Here is a 14,034-nt window from a genome sequence, read left to right on the forward strand (position 1 = left end):
TGCCCGATGACCCAGAACCGCCCCCTTCCCGGTGCCGCGCTGATGATCGCGTTCTGCATCCTCGCGCCGCTGCTTGATGTCTGCTCGAAACTCGCCACCGCCGCGATTCCCGTGGGTGAGGTGACGCTGGCGCGCTTTGTCGTGCAGGGCGCGCTGATGCTGCCGGTGGCGCTGGTCCTGCGCTTGCCGCTGTGGATGGGGCGGCGGGTGGCCGGGCTGCTGCTGGCGCGGGCAGTGTTCCTCGTGCTGTCCACCTATTGCTTCATCGCGGGCATCGCGGTGATGCCGCTGGCCGATGCATTGGCGCTGGTGTTCGTGGAGCCATTCATCCTGTTGATCCTCGGCAAGCTGCTGTTCGGCGACGAGGTTGGCCCGCGCCGCATCGCCGCGTCGATCGTGGGCTTTGGCGGGGCGATGCTGGTGATCCAGCCCGCCTTCGCCACCTTCGGGCTGGTAACGCTTTACCCGCTGGGCACCGCCTTCCTGTTTGCCTTCTACATGCTGATCACCCGGGCCATCGCGGCGCATATGCACCCCGTCACCATGCAGTTGCACACGGCACTGACGGGCACGGCGCTGTGCCTGCCGGTGATCTGGCTGGCAAACGGATCGGGCATTGCCGCGCTGGACCCGGTAATGCCGCAGGGGATTTTCTGGCTCTGGCTGTTCGGGGTCGGTTTCTGGGCGACGGTCAGCCATATGTGCATGACTTACGCGCTGAAATTCGCGCCCTCGGCCACGCTGGCGCCGTTGCATTACTTTGAACTCGTTGTGGCGGTGGCGCTTGGATATCTGGTGTTCGGCGATTTCCCGAACATGCTGACCTGGGCCGGGATCACCATCATCACGGGATCAGGCCTTTACATCATCTGGCGCGAGCAGCGCGGCGCCCGCCGCGCCGCCGCCGAAGCGCTCAGCGATGCGGGTTTTTGAGCGCCGCCAGCGCCGCATCCAGCCGGTTGCGCGGCAGGATCACCAGCATCCCCGATGACTCGAAGCGCATATCCACAAGGCCGGTTTCCACAAGGTTCGACGTACCGACCCGACCGTCGGGTGCAAGCCCCAGCCCATTGATCGGCCAGCGCAGCCCCCGGCTTTCTCCCCGCACCGGCGCCAGCGGGAACAGCGACAGCCGATCCCCCGCGCGCAAATGCAGCCGAAGCGCAAGCGGGGCCGCAAAGATCACATCCTGCGCGCCGATCAGCAGGCAGGGCATCGCCACCCCCTCAGCCGCGTGCCGCACCAGCCCGTTCAGCACCGCCAGTTCGTGATCGACCCGCCCGCCCGCGACCCCAACCCCCAGCACGAACGGCGCGCGGATCGAACGCAGCGCCTTGTCGAAATCGGTCGTCTCCTGCTCGGCAATCGGAAACAGCCGCCCGGCCAGCCGAACCTGCGCATCAACCGACACCGAATCGAAGTCACCGATCACCGCGCGCGGCATCTCGCCCAGGTCCAGCGCCCGGTCCGCCCCGCCATCCGCCGCGACAAGACAGGGCGCCCGCCGGAGTGCCAAGCTCAGATCACGCCTTGTGCAGGGCCCACCTGCAACGAGTGTGACCCCCTCATGGGATTCGACAATCTTGTGATTCATGCGGATACTGTTCCCGAATTAAGGCGGAAGGGTAGGGCACGGGCCATAATCAATCCTTCAAATTACCCCTATCTGTCCATGGAAACGAGCTTTCAGCGGGTAAAGTGGCAGCATGGTTAGTAGAAGGCGAGCATCCGATGATCGGAGCGAGTAAAATCCTCACGGTGTCCTATGGCACCTTCTCTTGCACGCTTGAAGGGTTCGATGACCCCTTCAACACGATGAAGGCGATTGCAGAGTATTTCCGCGATCTGGCTGCCGAGGATCGCTATTTCGGGGCTGAACCGCCAACTCCCGATGCCGCCATGCTGCACAAGATTGCCGAGCGCGAAATTCAGCGCCGGGTCGAAGCGAAGATTCAGGAAAACGGCGTGATCCTGCGGGCTGGCGAGGCTTCCGCCCCGCAGCAGCATGTTCCTGCCCAGATCGCCGCGCCGACACCTCTGGATACGCCGCTTCCCCCCAGGACCGAGCCTGTCGCGGTCGAACCTGTCGCCGTTGTGGCCCCTGCCCCGGTAGCTCCCGCGCCGCGCATCACCATGCCCGCCGCAGCGGCCACACAGCGCCCTGCGCCGATCCCGGCTACCCCCAGCGCAGCCGCGCAGGAAAGCGTGGCCGAAAAGCTGATGCGCATCCGCAGTGCTGTAGCACAAGCCGCCGCGCCTTATGGCGAGGAAGAAGACGTCGCGCCGCAGGCGGCCGCCGATCGGTTGCCTGAAGATCTGGCGCCCGAACCCACAGCCCGCGACCTGTCTGTCGAAGACATTCTGCCCGAAGAGCTGGCCGCCGAGACTGACGCGCCGGTTACCGTATCGGCACAACAGCCCGTCGAGGTTGCCGCTGCAATCTTCCCGGAAACCATTGCCGAGGTTGAGGAGGACACCACATTCACCGCCCCCGCAGCCGATTTCGGCGGCGAATTGGCTGAAGAAGCGCTCGAACCCGTCGCCGAAGCCGCCCTCACGCCAGAAAGCGGATTGGACGAAGACGCGCTGATCGCCGGTCTGGCCCTGATCGACACCGCCCCGCAGATCGAGATGCCACCCGAAGCCATGCCCGCCCCGGCGGATCTGGCCGAGGACGAGGCGCTCAACGACCTGCTGGCCGCGCTGGCGGACGACACACCTGCACATCAAGCAGCAGAGTATCCCGAGCCGCAGGTTGACCTGCTGCCCGATCTGGATCTTGAGCCGGAGGCCCATCCCGTTGCCGAAGCGGCTGGCGCCTGGAACGAAGCCGATCCGTTGGATGATGCGCTGATGGCCGATCTTCTGGCTGATGTTGCCCCGGCGACCGACGCTGCGCCCGAAGCTGCCACCCCAGAATCTGACGCCCCTGTCATGCCCGACAGCGAATCCCGTGTCGAACGCGCCCGGGCCCGGGTGATCCGCATCCGCCGCGCCCCCACCGCTCCGGCAGAGCTGGCGGAACTGGCCGAAACCGTGCCGGATGCAGAACCCGTGCTGTCGCCCGAGGCTGAGGCCGATCTGGCCCGCGAACTGGCAGAGCTGGAAGCCGAACATGCAAGCACGCCCGCGGTGACAACACCGGCGCCCGATCTGATCGCCGAAGCCGCAGCCGACATCGAGCAACCTGACCCGGCCCGCCCCATACGCCCGGCCCGCCCGGTGCGCCGCCTGCGGGTCGCACGCGCCGAAACCCCGGTGGCCCCGACCCAAATCGAGCCGCGCCTGCCCGAAACCCTGCCCGGTACCCGCGCGGCAACCGACCCGCGGACGCCACAACTGGAGGGCGCCCGCACCGAAGAAGCGATGACCCGACTGATCGCCGAAACCAATTCGCAGATGGCCGGCCCCGACAACCGCCGCCGCCTGTCGGCGATCGCGCATCTGAAGGCCGCCGTCGCCGCCACCGTGGCCGAACGCCGCGTCGGAGGCAGCCCGGCAAAATCCGAAGACTCGCGGGTGGAACCCTACCGCGAAGACCTGTCGCGCATCGTGCGCCCCTCGGCCACGCCGCAGGCGCAGCGCCCCGCACCGTTGGTATTGGTGTCCGAACTTCGGGTGGACCGCGATCCGGCCCCCCGCGCCCCGGAAACAGTCCAGCCCGTGCGCCCGCGCCGCGTCACCGGCGGCTCTGCCGCGCTCGCCGCACAGTCATTCGACGAGGACGAGGATGAAGACGACGACGAGGTGTCAATCTTTACCGATGCCAAAGGCTTTGCCGAATTTGCCGAACGCATCGGCGCTGAAGGCTTCCCCGCACTGCTGGAAGCAGCTGCTGCCTATGCCGCCTGCGTCGAAGGCCGCCCGCATTTCTCGCGCCCGCAACTGATGCGGCAGGTCAGCGAACAGGCCGAAGAGGAAGGAATCACCCGCGAAGATGGCCTGCGTTATTTCGGCACCCTGCTGCGCGAAGGCCGCATCGTGAAGGTGCGGCGTGGACAATATGCGCTGGCCGAAACTTCGCATGTGCTGGCCAAGGCCCGCAAGCTGGTGGGCTGACCCGGGCGCGCGGCGGCTGCCACCGAGATGCGCCAAAAGCAAAAGGCCAGAGCATCCGCTCTGGCCTTTTCGGTGTCACGGCTCTTTGCGCCTCGCATCGGGGTCGGCTTGGCCCACCCCTTTGAACACGAACTTGAACGGCAGCGCCCACAGGAAGCCAAGACCGATATAGATCAGCAGCTCCAGCCAGATCGGCGGGCGGTCCAGCACGCCCATGATGCCCCAGACCACGCCAATATACAGCGGCAGCCCCAAGATCAGGATCACCAGCGACAGCCGCCTGCGGGCCTTGTAGCTCAGCGCCATCAGATCAATCCGCGAAAGGATCGGTGACAAGGATCGTGTCGTCGCGCTCGGGCGAGGTGGACAGCAGCGCCACCGGGCACTGGATCAGCTCTTCGATACGGCGCACATACTTCACGGCAGCGCCCGGCAAATCGGCCCAGCTGCGCGCGCCGGCGGTGGATTGGCTCCAGCCTTCCATCTCTTCATAAACCGGAGTGCAACGGGCCTGTTCGTCAGCGGCCGTCGGCAGATGGTCCAGCCGCTTGCCATCCAGATCATAGCCCACGCAGATCTTCAGCGTCTCGAACCCGTCCAGCACATCCAGCTTGGTCAGCGCGATACCCGAGACGCCCGAGGTTGCGCAGGTCTGGCGCACCAGAACCGCATCGAACCAGCCACAGCGGCGCTTGCGGCCGGTCACAGTGCCGAATTCATGACCACGCTCGCCCAGACGCTCGCCATCGGCATCGAACAGTTCCGCCGGGAAGGGGCCTTCGCCCACGCGGGTCGTATAGGCCTTCACGATGCCCAGCACGAAGTCGATCGCGGTCGGCCCGAGGCCCACGCCGGTTGCCGCCTGCCCGGCGATGACGTTGGACGAGGTGACGAAGGGATAGGTGCCGAAATCAATGTCCAGCAGCGCGCCCTGCGCGCCTTCGAACAGGATGCGCTTGCCCGCGCGACGGGCCTCGGTCATCACCTTCCACACCGGCGCGGCATAGGGCAGAACTTGCGGTGCGATCTCTTTCAATTGCGCCAGCAGGCCCGCGCGGTCCACCGGCTCCATGCCAAGGCCGCGGCGCAGCGCGTCGTGATGGGCCAGCAGCCGGTCCACCCGCAGCTCCAGCGTCTTGTCATCGGCCAGATCGGCGACGCGGATCGCCCGGCGCCCCACCTTGTCTTCATAGGCCGGCCCGATGCCGCGCCCGGTGGTGCCGATCTTGGCAACCCCCACCGAGCCTTCGCGCGCCCGGTCCAGCTCGCCATGCAGCGGCAGGATCAGCGGGGCGTTTTCCGCGATCATCAGGTTTTCCGGGTTGATCGTGACGCCCTGCCCGCGCAGCTTGTCGATCTCCATGATCAGGTGCCAGGGGTCCAGCACCACGCCATTGCCGATCACCGACAGCTTGCCGCCGCGCACGATGCCCGAGGGCAGCAGCGACAGCTTGTAAACCTTGCCGTCGATGACAAGCGTATGGCCCGCGTTGTGGCCGCCCTGAAAGCGCGCGATCACATCGGCGCGTTCGCTGAGCCAGTCAACGATCTTGCCCTTCCCCTCGTCGCCCCACTGGGCGCCCACGACGACGACATTGGCCATGTCCCGATCCTTCGGCAGAGTTGAAACCCGCGTCCGTATAACGACGCGACGCCCCGGGGGACAGAGGAAAATCGTGGCCCCAGGCATCGGCGACGCTGTCGGGGGCTTTGCCCCTCTTGGCCTGCGGCCAATTCACCCCAAGATATTTAAGAACAGAAAATGGAAAGACGGACCGCCCCGGCATTTTCCTGTTTCAAAGTATCCTCAGCGGATGAATGGGTGCACAGCGCCCAGAGGGGGTGCGAGCGCGCCTGCACGCTAGCCGCGCTCATCCCGGCCAAGCCAGCCCGCAGCCGCCCCAGCCAGTACCGCGGGTTCATGGCCCGAAAAGCCCAGCACCAGCCCCGGTCGTGCCGCGCCCAGATACATCGGCGACAACGCGCGCGCACCCAAGCCTGCCGCCCGTGCCGCCTGCGCCACCGCACGGTCATCCACACCGGGAGGTAGGGGCGCCACCAGATGCAACCCCTGTTCCGGCGCCGCCACCTCCAGCCCGCCCGCCCTGAGCGCTGCCACCAACGCATCCCGCGCTGCCCGCACCTTGCGCCGTGCCCGCCGCAGATGCGCGGCAAAATGCCCCTCGCGCAGGAACTCTGCCAGTGACGCCTCGGCCAGCACGGGGGGATAGCGGTCCACCCGGCGGCGCAGCGCCAGTACCGGCGCGATCAGCTGCTCGGGCAGGCCCAGATAGCCCAGCCGCAGCCCCGGCATCAGCGCCTTGGAAAAGGTGCCGACATAGATCACCCGCCCGCCGCCATCCATGCCCTGCAAGGCGGTCAGCGGCGGCCCGGCGTGGCGGAATTCGCTGTCATAATCATCCTCGATCACCCAAGCGCCAGCGCGCGCCGCCCAGTCCAGCAGCGCCAGTCGTCGCGGCATCGTCATCACCACCCCCAGTGGAAACTGGTGCGACGGCGTGACATAGGCCGCCCGAGCGCCCGGTGCCGTCGTGATGCCCGCCGCCACATCCAGCCCCTGCCCGTCAACCGGCACCGGCACCAATCGCATGTCCTGCAGCGCCGCCCGCGCCGCCGGATAGCCCGGGTCTTCCATCCAGACCTGATCACCCGGCGCCAGCACGGCCCGCGCCACAAGATCCAACGCGCCTTGCGTGCCCGCCGTCAGCACGATCTGTTCCGGCTGTAACCGCACCCCGCGCGCCATTTGCAGATAGGCGGCAATCTCGGCCCGCAAGCCCGCATCGCCGCGCGGATCGCCATAAGCGAACTGTGCGACCGGGGGCCGCGCCATCTGCCGGTGCAGGATCGCGCGAAACTGATCCAGCGTGCGCTGGTCCGCCGTCGCCAGCCCAAGATCCCCCGGCAGCGCCCCCACCAAAGGCGCCTCCGCCACCACCGGCAGTGGCGGCTGTACCCGCGGCACCGCCCCGGCGACAAAGGTGCCGCTGCCCACCCGCGCCTCGGCGAATCCGTCCGACACCAGCATCTCGAACGCGGCCACCACCGCCCCTCGCGCCACCGACAGCCGCGCCGCCAGATCGCGCGTCGGCGGCAGCTTTGCACCCGGGGGCAGTCGCCCCGTCTCGATCAGCCCGCGCAGCGCGGCATACAGCGCCCGCCGCCGCGGCCCGCCCTGCGGCAAGACCGGGATCAACGCCGACCAGTCCGGCAAATTGGTCTGATTTATATCCATATGATTGGACCTCTCTCAAACCAAACCTGCGCGCTACATCTGCCGGACACAAGAGAGAACGCCATGACCGACAGCTATCCCATCACTGCCCGCTCCCGCGTCAAACGGGTTGCGAAACGGGCCGAGTATGACCGCACCGCCGTGCATGCCATTCTTGACGCCGCCATGCTGTGCCACGTCGCCTATGTGATCGACGGCCAGCCCTTCTGTACGCCGACCCTGCATTGGCGCCGTGGGGACCGGTTGTATTGGCACGGATCTTCCGCCAGCCGGATGCTGCGCCATCTTGCCACCGGCGTGCCGGTCTGCCTGACGGTGACCCATCTGGATGGGCTGGTGCTGGCGCGCTCGGCCTTCAACCATTCGGCCAATTACCGCTCTGCCATGTGCTTTGGCACCGCCCATCTGGTCACCGACCCGGAGGAAAAGCGGCAGGCGCTGCTGGACGTGACCGACCGCCTGTTCCCCGGCCGCAATGCCACGCTACGCCCGATCACCGCGCAAGAAATCAAGGCCACCGCCGTGATCGCCATGGAGATCGAGGAGGCCAGCGCCAAGATCCGCGCCGCCAATGCCGGAGATGATGACGAGGACGGCCATCTGCCGGTCTGGGCCGGGGTGATCCCGGTGGAAACCGTGCTGCGCGCCGAACAGCCCAGCCCGGTGCTGCCCGCAACGATCCCCCGCCCCGCCGATCTGGCGCCCTACGCCCCCGGCACCCGGCTGGATGACGCCCTTCGCGCCACCCAGATCCTGTTCGCCTCTGCCCCCTGACCTTCCTTCAATCTGATGAAAACACCCTGCGGGAGGCGCCGGGGGCAGCGCCCCGGCCCCGGCGCCTCCTCATCCAACACATCCGCCCCCTTAGCACCTCACTCTCTCCCCGAGTGGGGGTGAGGGTCCACGCCGTTCCCCCATACAGCCGAACTTCCCCCCGCCCCGCCATTGGACTTGCACCCATGGCCTCATCCGCCTAGATAGGCGCGTCAGCACTTGAACGGCGGCCCCATGCAAAACGTCATCCTCACCATCCACCTGATCCTCGCACTTCTGCTTATCGGCGTCGTGCTGCTTCAGCGCTCGGAAGGCGGTGGCCTCGGCATGGGTGGCGGCGGCGGCGGCGTGATGTCCAGCCGTGGCGCTGCAACCGCGCTCACCAAACTGACCTGGGCCTTTGCCATCGGCTTCATCATCACGTCCAGCACGCTCACCATTCTGGCGGCCCGCGACAGCGGCAGCCGCTCGGTGATCGACCAGATCGGCGGCTCGGTGCCCGCCCCGGCCACGCCTGCGGCGCCGCTTGGCGACAACCTGCTGCCGCCCGTGCCCAGCGATGCGCCCATTGCCCCGCCACGCCCCGATGCGGCCCCGGCAGATGCTGCTCCTGTTGCTCCCACTCCGGTCGCGCCTGCTCCTGCTCCGGCAGCCCCCGCCAGCAACTGATCTGACCACAAATCCTAGATTGCGCCCTGCGGAAAGCGACAGCATCTAGCGGCCCTGTTGCGCTTTGCCGGAAAAGTGGCTAAGGCTCAACTCCCGTGATGCTGCGATTCCCATGGGGCGAATCGCGCTTTGAAATGAACTCACGGGAGTCCACCGCATGGCACGTTACATCTTCATCACCGGCGGCGTGGTGTCCTCCCTCGGCAAGGGTCTGGCCTCTGCGGCCCTTGGCTCGCTGCTGCAGGCCCGCGGCTATTCTGTCCGCCTGCGCAAGCTTGACCCCTATCTGAACGTCGATCCCGGCACGATGTCGCCGTTTGAACATGGCGAGGTGTTCGTCACCGACGATGGCGCCGAGACCGACCTCGATCTGGGCCATTACGAACGGTTCACCGGCGTTTCTGCCCGCAAGACCGACAGCGTGTCCTCTGGCCGCATCTATTCCACCGTGCTGGAGAAAGAGCGGCGGGGCGATTACCTTGGGAAAACCATTCAGGTCATCCCCCACGTCACCAACGAAATCAAGGATTTCCTTCGCATCGGCGAATCGGAGGTCGATTTCATGCTGTGCGAGATCGGCGGCACAGTGGGTGACATCGAGGGCCTGCCCTTCTTCGAGGCGATCCGCCAGTTCATCCACGAACGCCCGCGCGGCGAGTGCATCCTGATGCACCTGACGCTGCTGCCCTATCTGGCGGCCTCGGGTGAGCTGAAGACCAAGCCTACACAGCACTCGGTCAAGGAACTGCAATCCATCGGCTTGGCCCCCGATGTGTTGCTGCTGCGGTCGGAACATCCGATCCCGGAAAAAGAGCGCGAGAAGATCGCCCTGTTCTGCAATGTTCGCAAGGATGCGGTAATCGCTGCCTATGACCTGAAAACCATCTACGAAGCGCCGCTGGCCTATCACCGCGAGGGGCTGGATCAGGCCGTGCTGAATGCCTTTGGCATCGAACCCGCGCCCAAGCCCAACATGACCCGCTGGGAAGACGTGATGGACCGTCTGACCAATGCCGAGGGCGAAGTGCGCGTGGCGATCGTCGGAAAATATACCCAGCTGGAAGACGCCTACAAATCCATCGCCGAAGCGCTGACCCATGGCGGCATGGCCAATCGCACCCGCGTGAAGGCCGAATGGATCGACAGCGAGATCTTTGAACGCGAAGACCCCGCGCCGCATCTGGAACGGTTCCACGCCATTCTGGTGCCCGGCGGCTTTGGCGAGCGTGGCACCGAAGGCAAGATCCGCGCCGCCCAATATGCGCGCGAAAAGGGCATCCCCTATCTGGGCATCTGCCTCGGCATGCAGATGGCGGTGATCGAGGCCGCCCGCAACCTCGCCGGGATTGACACTGCCGGATCGGAGGAATTCGACCACGAGGCGGGCGCCAAGCGCTTCACCCCGGTCGTCTATCACCTGAAGGAATGGGTGCAGGGCAATCATGTGGTGGAACGCAAGGTCGGGGACGACAAGGGCGGCACCATGCGTCTTGGTGCCTATACCGCCACCCTCACCCCCGGGTCCAAAGTCGCACAGATCTACGGCAGCACCCGGATCGAGGAACGTCACCGCCACCGCTACGAGGTGGACACCCGATACAAAGACAAGCTGGAAACCTGCGGCCTGATCTTTTCGGGCATGAGCCCGGATGGCCGCCTGCCGGAAATCGTCGAAGTGAAGGACCATCCGTGGTTCATCGGCGTGCAGTTCCACCCCGAGCTGAAATCCAAGCCCTTCGCCCCGCACCCGTTGTTCGCTGATTTCGTGCGTGCCGCGGTCGAGATTTCGCGGTTGGTCTGACGAAGACCCGTCACAGTTTGGAGCCGCTCCTATGGCAACGTCATTTGCCGGATGGGAAATGAGGCATCGGCATACAGGAGCTTTTCTTTCCGTCACGGTCTGGCCGCTCTGGGTGGTGTTCTGTGGCCTCAGATGGTTGAGGGCCTTACCGTGCGGGCATTTGATCTGTGACCTGCCCCCGGAAGTTCCGTCGTCGTGATGTAGAGACTGCCAAAGTTGTGGGAGCAGACGACATGAGGAAAAGCCGTCTCACCGAGGCTCAGATTATCGGGACGATCAAGGAGCAGGAGGCTGGTTTGCCGACCTCTGAGCTTTGCCGGAAGCACGGGCTTAGCCCTGCGACATTTTACAAGCTGAAGGCCAAATATGGCGGGATGGATCTGTCCGATGCCAAACGCCTGAAGCAGCTTGCGGACGAGAACGCGAAACTGAAGCGGCTGGTTGCTGATGTCATGCTGGACAATGTCGTTCTGAAGGATTTGCGGGGAAATCCCTGACGACACCGGCAGAGCGATTGTATCGACCCAGTGAAAATCTGCTCATGCTACAAAGGAGATCTGCACCACCACCGTGCTGACCCAGACCGGAGCCGAGACCGGCGCGACCTTTGCCGCCGCCTTTGCCGCCGCGCCGCGGATCCTGTGCGCCTGTTCCGGCGGAACGGTCGGTTTTGCGCGCTCGACCGGGGTCACGCCCTCGGGCGTCGATGTCAGCGCCTATAACACCAGTGCAGCCCGCATCGCCGGATATGTGGCCATCATCGCCATCGGCCGCTGGTTCTGAGGAGAAACCCATGCAGATCACCCTGACCCCGATGCGCTGCGACGAAGCGCTGAGCCTGCACCGCGCGGGCGATGTGCTGACGATCAACGGCACGGCCTATGATTTCACCCCGCTGGCCGAGGGCGCGGTTCTGCCGCGCGCGGCGGTGGCCTGCCCCTGGCTGGCCTCGGATGTCAAGCGCAACGGCGGTGTCATCCACCTCACGCTGATCCTGCCGCATGGCCCGATCCCCTGGCCCGCGCCGCCCGAGGCCGAGGTGGTGATCCATCCCGCCCCGATCCATGTCACCGAAGACGGCCCGGTGGCCCTGCCCAGCTATACCCCGGAGGTGGTCGCATGATCGACTGGACCCTGATGAAATCCCCCGAAACCCGCGCGACCGAGGCGCTGGCCGAGGCCAAGGCGCAAGCCCGCGCCGAGATCAGCGCCGCCCGCGCCACCATGATCACCACGCTGCCCGGCCAGCAGATGATCTACATGGCCAAGGAAGCCGAAGCCGCCCGCTACATCGCCGACCCCGCCCCCGACCTCGCCACCTATCCGCTGCTCGCCGCCGAAATCGGCATCACCGCCCCCGACGCCTGGCAACTGGCGCAGATCTGGCTCGCCATGGCGGATCTGTGGCGGCAAGCGGCGGCGGGGCTGGAAGCGCTGCGGCTTGGCACGGCCGCGGCGGTGGCGGCGGCGGGCACGGTCGCGGAGGTGGCGGCGGCACTCATCGCGTTCAGGGCCGCATTCGCGTGACCGCCGTCCGACGTTAGCGCAAGCGGGCTTGAAACCGGGCGAACAACCGTTAAGGTCATGTATGCGGGGGCGCCGGGGCGTTGGTGCGACATGCTTCTGATGTGTCGCGGGTCAATTGACGGTTGGACATCGGATTTCAGCCTGCAGCGACTGATCAACACAAGCCGGGACCCGCACCCTTTTCAGCGTTTGAACCGGTACCCATAGTGCTGAAAGATCATTTTCTGTTCGCCACTGAGTCCTATGGCATCAATCTTGTGGGGTTGAAGAACCAGACCCGTGTCGACCACACTGCCCCCAGATCGAGCCATCACCGGCGAAAGGGCTTCGGCACAGGCTGTAGACCAGCGGGTAGAACGCGCTTCCACAGCTTGGTACATCGAACTTGCCGCGATGTCGGCCAACTGCAATCCGGCATGCATGTAATGCGGTACATAGTCGACCAACCCGAAGCTCAGGACTTCAAATCTGATCTCGTAGAGATCGAGAAAGGGCCTGCCCTTCGCACGCAGCCATTCCCAATATGCCTTTGTTTGACCATATGAGTGTCCACCGCGAGCGCTGAAGAGCACCTTCATTTTGGCTGGCCGACCAAGCTTTTTGACAGAGTTCTCGAGGCAGTAGTTTGTGGCCCTCTCCATCATGATCCTGACGATCCAGTTATAGAACCACTGCTTGCCACCGGCCGTGGCTGCCCGCTCGTTGTTGTAGCCGCGCATGTTTTTCTTGTTGGAGCAGACGGTGAAAATGCGAACTGGCAAATCTGAAAGCATGACCGCAGCACGCAGCTGCTTCATTGGGCTCAGCTTCCGAAAATGGATATTGTCAGACTGCAACGCAGAGATGTCGGTACGAATCTGATCGAGCCACGGTCGGCTTTGGTGCTCATCTTCGGCGCGAACCATCAAGCCAGATATGACCAGCCATTCCGAGGAACCGTTCTGATCGATCGGGGAAACTTTGGTAAGGCCGTCATCACCAGCCTCATCGACAAAAAGGAGGTAGCCGTAATCTTGATTTGACATCCCCCGATCAAGAGATCGCGAGAGGGATTCGTCAAGGGTGGGTTTCCGCCACCGCCGCTACTTTGTTACTGGCCTTTTGGATTTACAGGAGGAGTTGCCTTCACACTGCCGTTCACATCCCGTTTGACACCCGCGCGAAACGCCCGGTTCGAACGGTTTCTGTCCCATGCCCTGCAGCTTCCAGTGTCAATATGGCAGGGGGTATCTGGCGGGCGGGCGCGGTCCGCAAAGTAGCGCACCCAACTCGCGCAGATCTGGCTCAACATGGGCACCCTCTGGCGCAGCACTGCAGCAGGGCTCGAGGCGCTGCGGCTCGGTGCTGCGGCCATAGTCCAGGATGATACACGTCGCCAGCGAAAAAGCGTGCCTGCCTGCACCAGTTTCTTGAACTCTGACGGCAAACTGCGCGGCTCACACGACGCCGGTGAAAATACCTTTTGGGATTAATGCAACCTGAATGAGAATCGGCCCAAAAACACAATGAGGGCAGGACATGGCAATTCAGCAGAAGAACGCATTCTATTGTAACCGGCCGGTTGTTACCGCGGTGACTGTGCCTTGATACGTGCGACGAGTTCTGCGTCATCGACGAAGTCGTCGAGGAAGGCGTGCCAGTTTTCGGTGGTGATGCGCGCGTCCCTGAGCATGTCTTTTAGCTCATCGATGGCATCATCGGTCAGGGCGGTGATGGTGTCGTCCGGTCCGGTATAGACGCTGATGATCGAGCCATAGCTCAGGTTGTCGTCATTGTAGACGATTGCTTCGAGAAGCTCGGGATCTTCGCCCAGCATCTTGGCGACGTAGTCGAGGGTGCAGACATGGGTAACGGTTGCCATCAGGCGGCCTCGGGTAGCGTTGCAGGAAGCGGGGACCAGTTCCAGGGCAGCAGGTCATCAAGGCGGTTGATTTTGTGCTCGTTGATG

The 14,034-nt window shown here is 64.7% G+C and carries 14 protein-coding genes and 1 pseudogene; 9 read left to right on the plus strand and 6 right to left on the minus strand.

Annotated elements, in window-relative coordinates; all coding sequences use genetic code 11:
- The first annotated feature begins 6 nt into the window (after window positions 1–6).
- Entirely contained in the window at window positions 7–933 is a 927-nt protein-coding gene (locus BMX43_RS13355; protein WP_245749472.1) for a DMT family transporter, read from the plus strand.
- Here BMX43_RS13355 and BMX43_RS13360 read toward each other — a convergent pair.
- Window positions 914–1,594 (minus strand): thiamine diphosphokinase, encoded by a 681-nt coding sequence (locus BMX43_RS13360; protein WP_091302172.1) that lies wholly within the window; start codon window positions 1,592–1,594, stop codon window positions 914–916. The two genes, BMX43_RS13355 and BMX43_RS13360, sit on opposite strands and share 20 nt — an antisense overlap.
- A 137-nt stretch (window positions 1,595–1,731) precedes the next feature.
- Here BMX43_RS13360 and BMX43_RS13365 point away from each other — a divergent pair, with 137 nt between their 5' ends.
- Window positions 1,732–4,059, plus strand: a complete 2,328-nt coding sequence (locus tag BMX43_RS13365; RefSeq protein ID WP_139201583.1) for a hypothetical protein — start codon at window positions 1,732–1,734, stop codon at window positions 4,057–4,059.
- 75 nt (window positions 4,060–4,134) lie between these two features.
- Here BMX43_RS13365 and BMX43_RS13370 read toward each other — a convergent pair whose 3' ends face one another.
- The 3 genes from BMX43_RS13370 to pdxR form a co-directional block, all read right to left on the minus strand.
- Window positions 4,135–4,365: a DUF2842 domain-containing protein gene (locus BMX43_RS13370; protein WP_091302176.1), complete on the minus strand. Its 231-nt coding sequence runs from the start codon at window positions 4,363–4,365 to the stop codon at window positions 4,135–4,137.
- 4 nt (window positions 4,366–4,369) lie between these two features.
- The gene (locus BMX43_RS13375) at window positions 4,370–5,662 is read right to left on the minus strand and encodes an adenylosuccinate synthase (protein WP_091302178.1); all 1,293 of its coding nucleotides are present in this window, start codon (window positions 5,660–5,662) and stop codon (window positions 4,370–4,372) included.
- Window positions 5,663–5,920: 258 nt separating this feature from the next.
- Window positions 5,921–7,315: a MocR-like pyridoxine biosynthesis transcription factor PdxR gene (gene pdxR / locus BMX43_RS13380; protein ID WP_091302180.1), complete on the minus strand. Its 1,395-nt coding sequence runs from the start codon at window positions 7,313–7,315 to the stop codon at window positions 5,921–5,923.
- 63 nt (window positions 7,316–7,378) lie between these two features.
- Between pdxR and BMX43_RS13385 the strand changes: the two genes are divergently transcribed.
- From BMX43_RS13385 to BMX43_RS13415, 7 genes and pseudogenes are all read left to right on the plus strand, one after another.
- Window positions 7,379–8,089 carry a pyridoxamine 5'-phosphate oxidase family protein gene (locus BMX43_RS13385; protein ID WP_091302183.1) on the plus strand — a complete coding sequence of 237 codons (711 nt, stop codon included), beginning with the start codon at window positions 7,379–7,381 and terminating at the stop codon, window positions 8,087–8,089.
- A gap of 234 nt (window positions 8,090–8,323) precedes the next feature.
- Window positions 8,324–8,758, plus strand: a complete 435-nt coding sequence (gene secG / locus BMX43_RS13390; RefSeq protein WP_091302185.1) for a preprotein translocase subunit SecG — start codon at window positions 8,324–8,326, stop codon at window positions 8,756–8,758.
- A 157-nt stretch (window positions 8,759–8,915) separates the two neighbouring features.
- Window positions 8,916–10,559, plus strand: a complete 1,644-nt coding sequence (locus BMX43_RS13395; RefSeq protein ID WP_091302187.1) for a CTP synthase — start codon at window positions 8,916–8,918, stop codon at window positions 10,557–10,559.
- A 233-nt stretch (window positions 10,560–10,792) separates the two neighbouring features.
- Window positions 10,793–11,073: pseudogene (locus BMX43_RS13400) on the plus strand (transposase); the annotation flags it as partial.
- 56 nt (window positions 11,074–11,129) lie between these two features.
- Window positions 11,130–11,342, plus strand: coding sequence for a hypothetical protein (locus BMX43_RS13405; protein WP_091302189.1), 213 nt, complete (start codon window positions 11,130–11,132; stop codon window positions 11,340–11,342).
- 10 nt (window positions 11,343–11,352) lie between these two features.
- Window positions 11,353–11,682, plus strand: coding sequence for a hypothetical protein (locus tag BMX43_RS13410; protein ID WP_091302192.1), 330 nt, complete (start codon window positions 11,353–11,355; stop codon window positions 11,680–11,682).
- Window positions 11,679–12,086 carry a hypothetical protein gene (locus tag BMX43_RS13415; protein ID WP_091302195.1) on the plus strand — a complete coding sequence of 136 codons (408 nt, stop codon included), beginning with the start codon at window positions 11,679–11,681 and terminating at the stop codon, window positions 12,084–12,086. The genes BMX43_RS13410 and BMX43_RS13415 overlap by 4 nt, the downstream gene beginning before the upstream one ends.
- A 182-nt stretch (window positions 12,087–12,268) precedes the next feature.
- Here BMX43_RS13415 and BMX43_RS13420 read toward each other — a convergent pair whose 3' ends face one another.
- A complete protein-coding gene (locus tag BMX43_RS13420) occupies window positions 12,269–13,111 on the minus strand; it encodes a DUF3800 domain-containing protein (RefSeq protein ID WP_091302197.1) in 843 nt (280 codons plus the stop codon).
- A 539-nt stretch (window positions 13,112–13,650) separates the two neighbouring features.
- Window positions 13,651–13,947 carry a hypothetical protein gene (locus tag BMX43_RS13425; RefSeq protein ID WP_091296029.1) on the minus strand — a complete coding sequence of 99 codons (297 nt, stop codon included), beginning with the start codon at window positions 13,945–13,947 and terminating at the stop codon, window positions 13,651–13,653.
- Window positions 13,948–14,034 lie beyond the last annotated feature (87 nt).

The organism is Gemmobacter aquatilis, assembly GCF_900110025.1.
GTDB classification, from domain to species: Bacteria; Pseudomonadota; Alphaproteobacteria; order Rhodobacterales; family Rhodobacteraceae; genus Gemmobacter; species Gemmobacter aquatilis.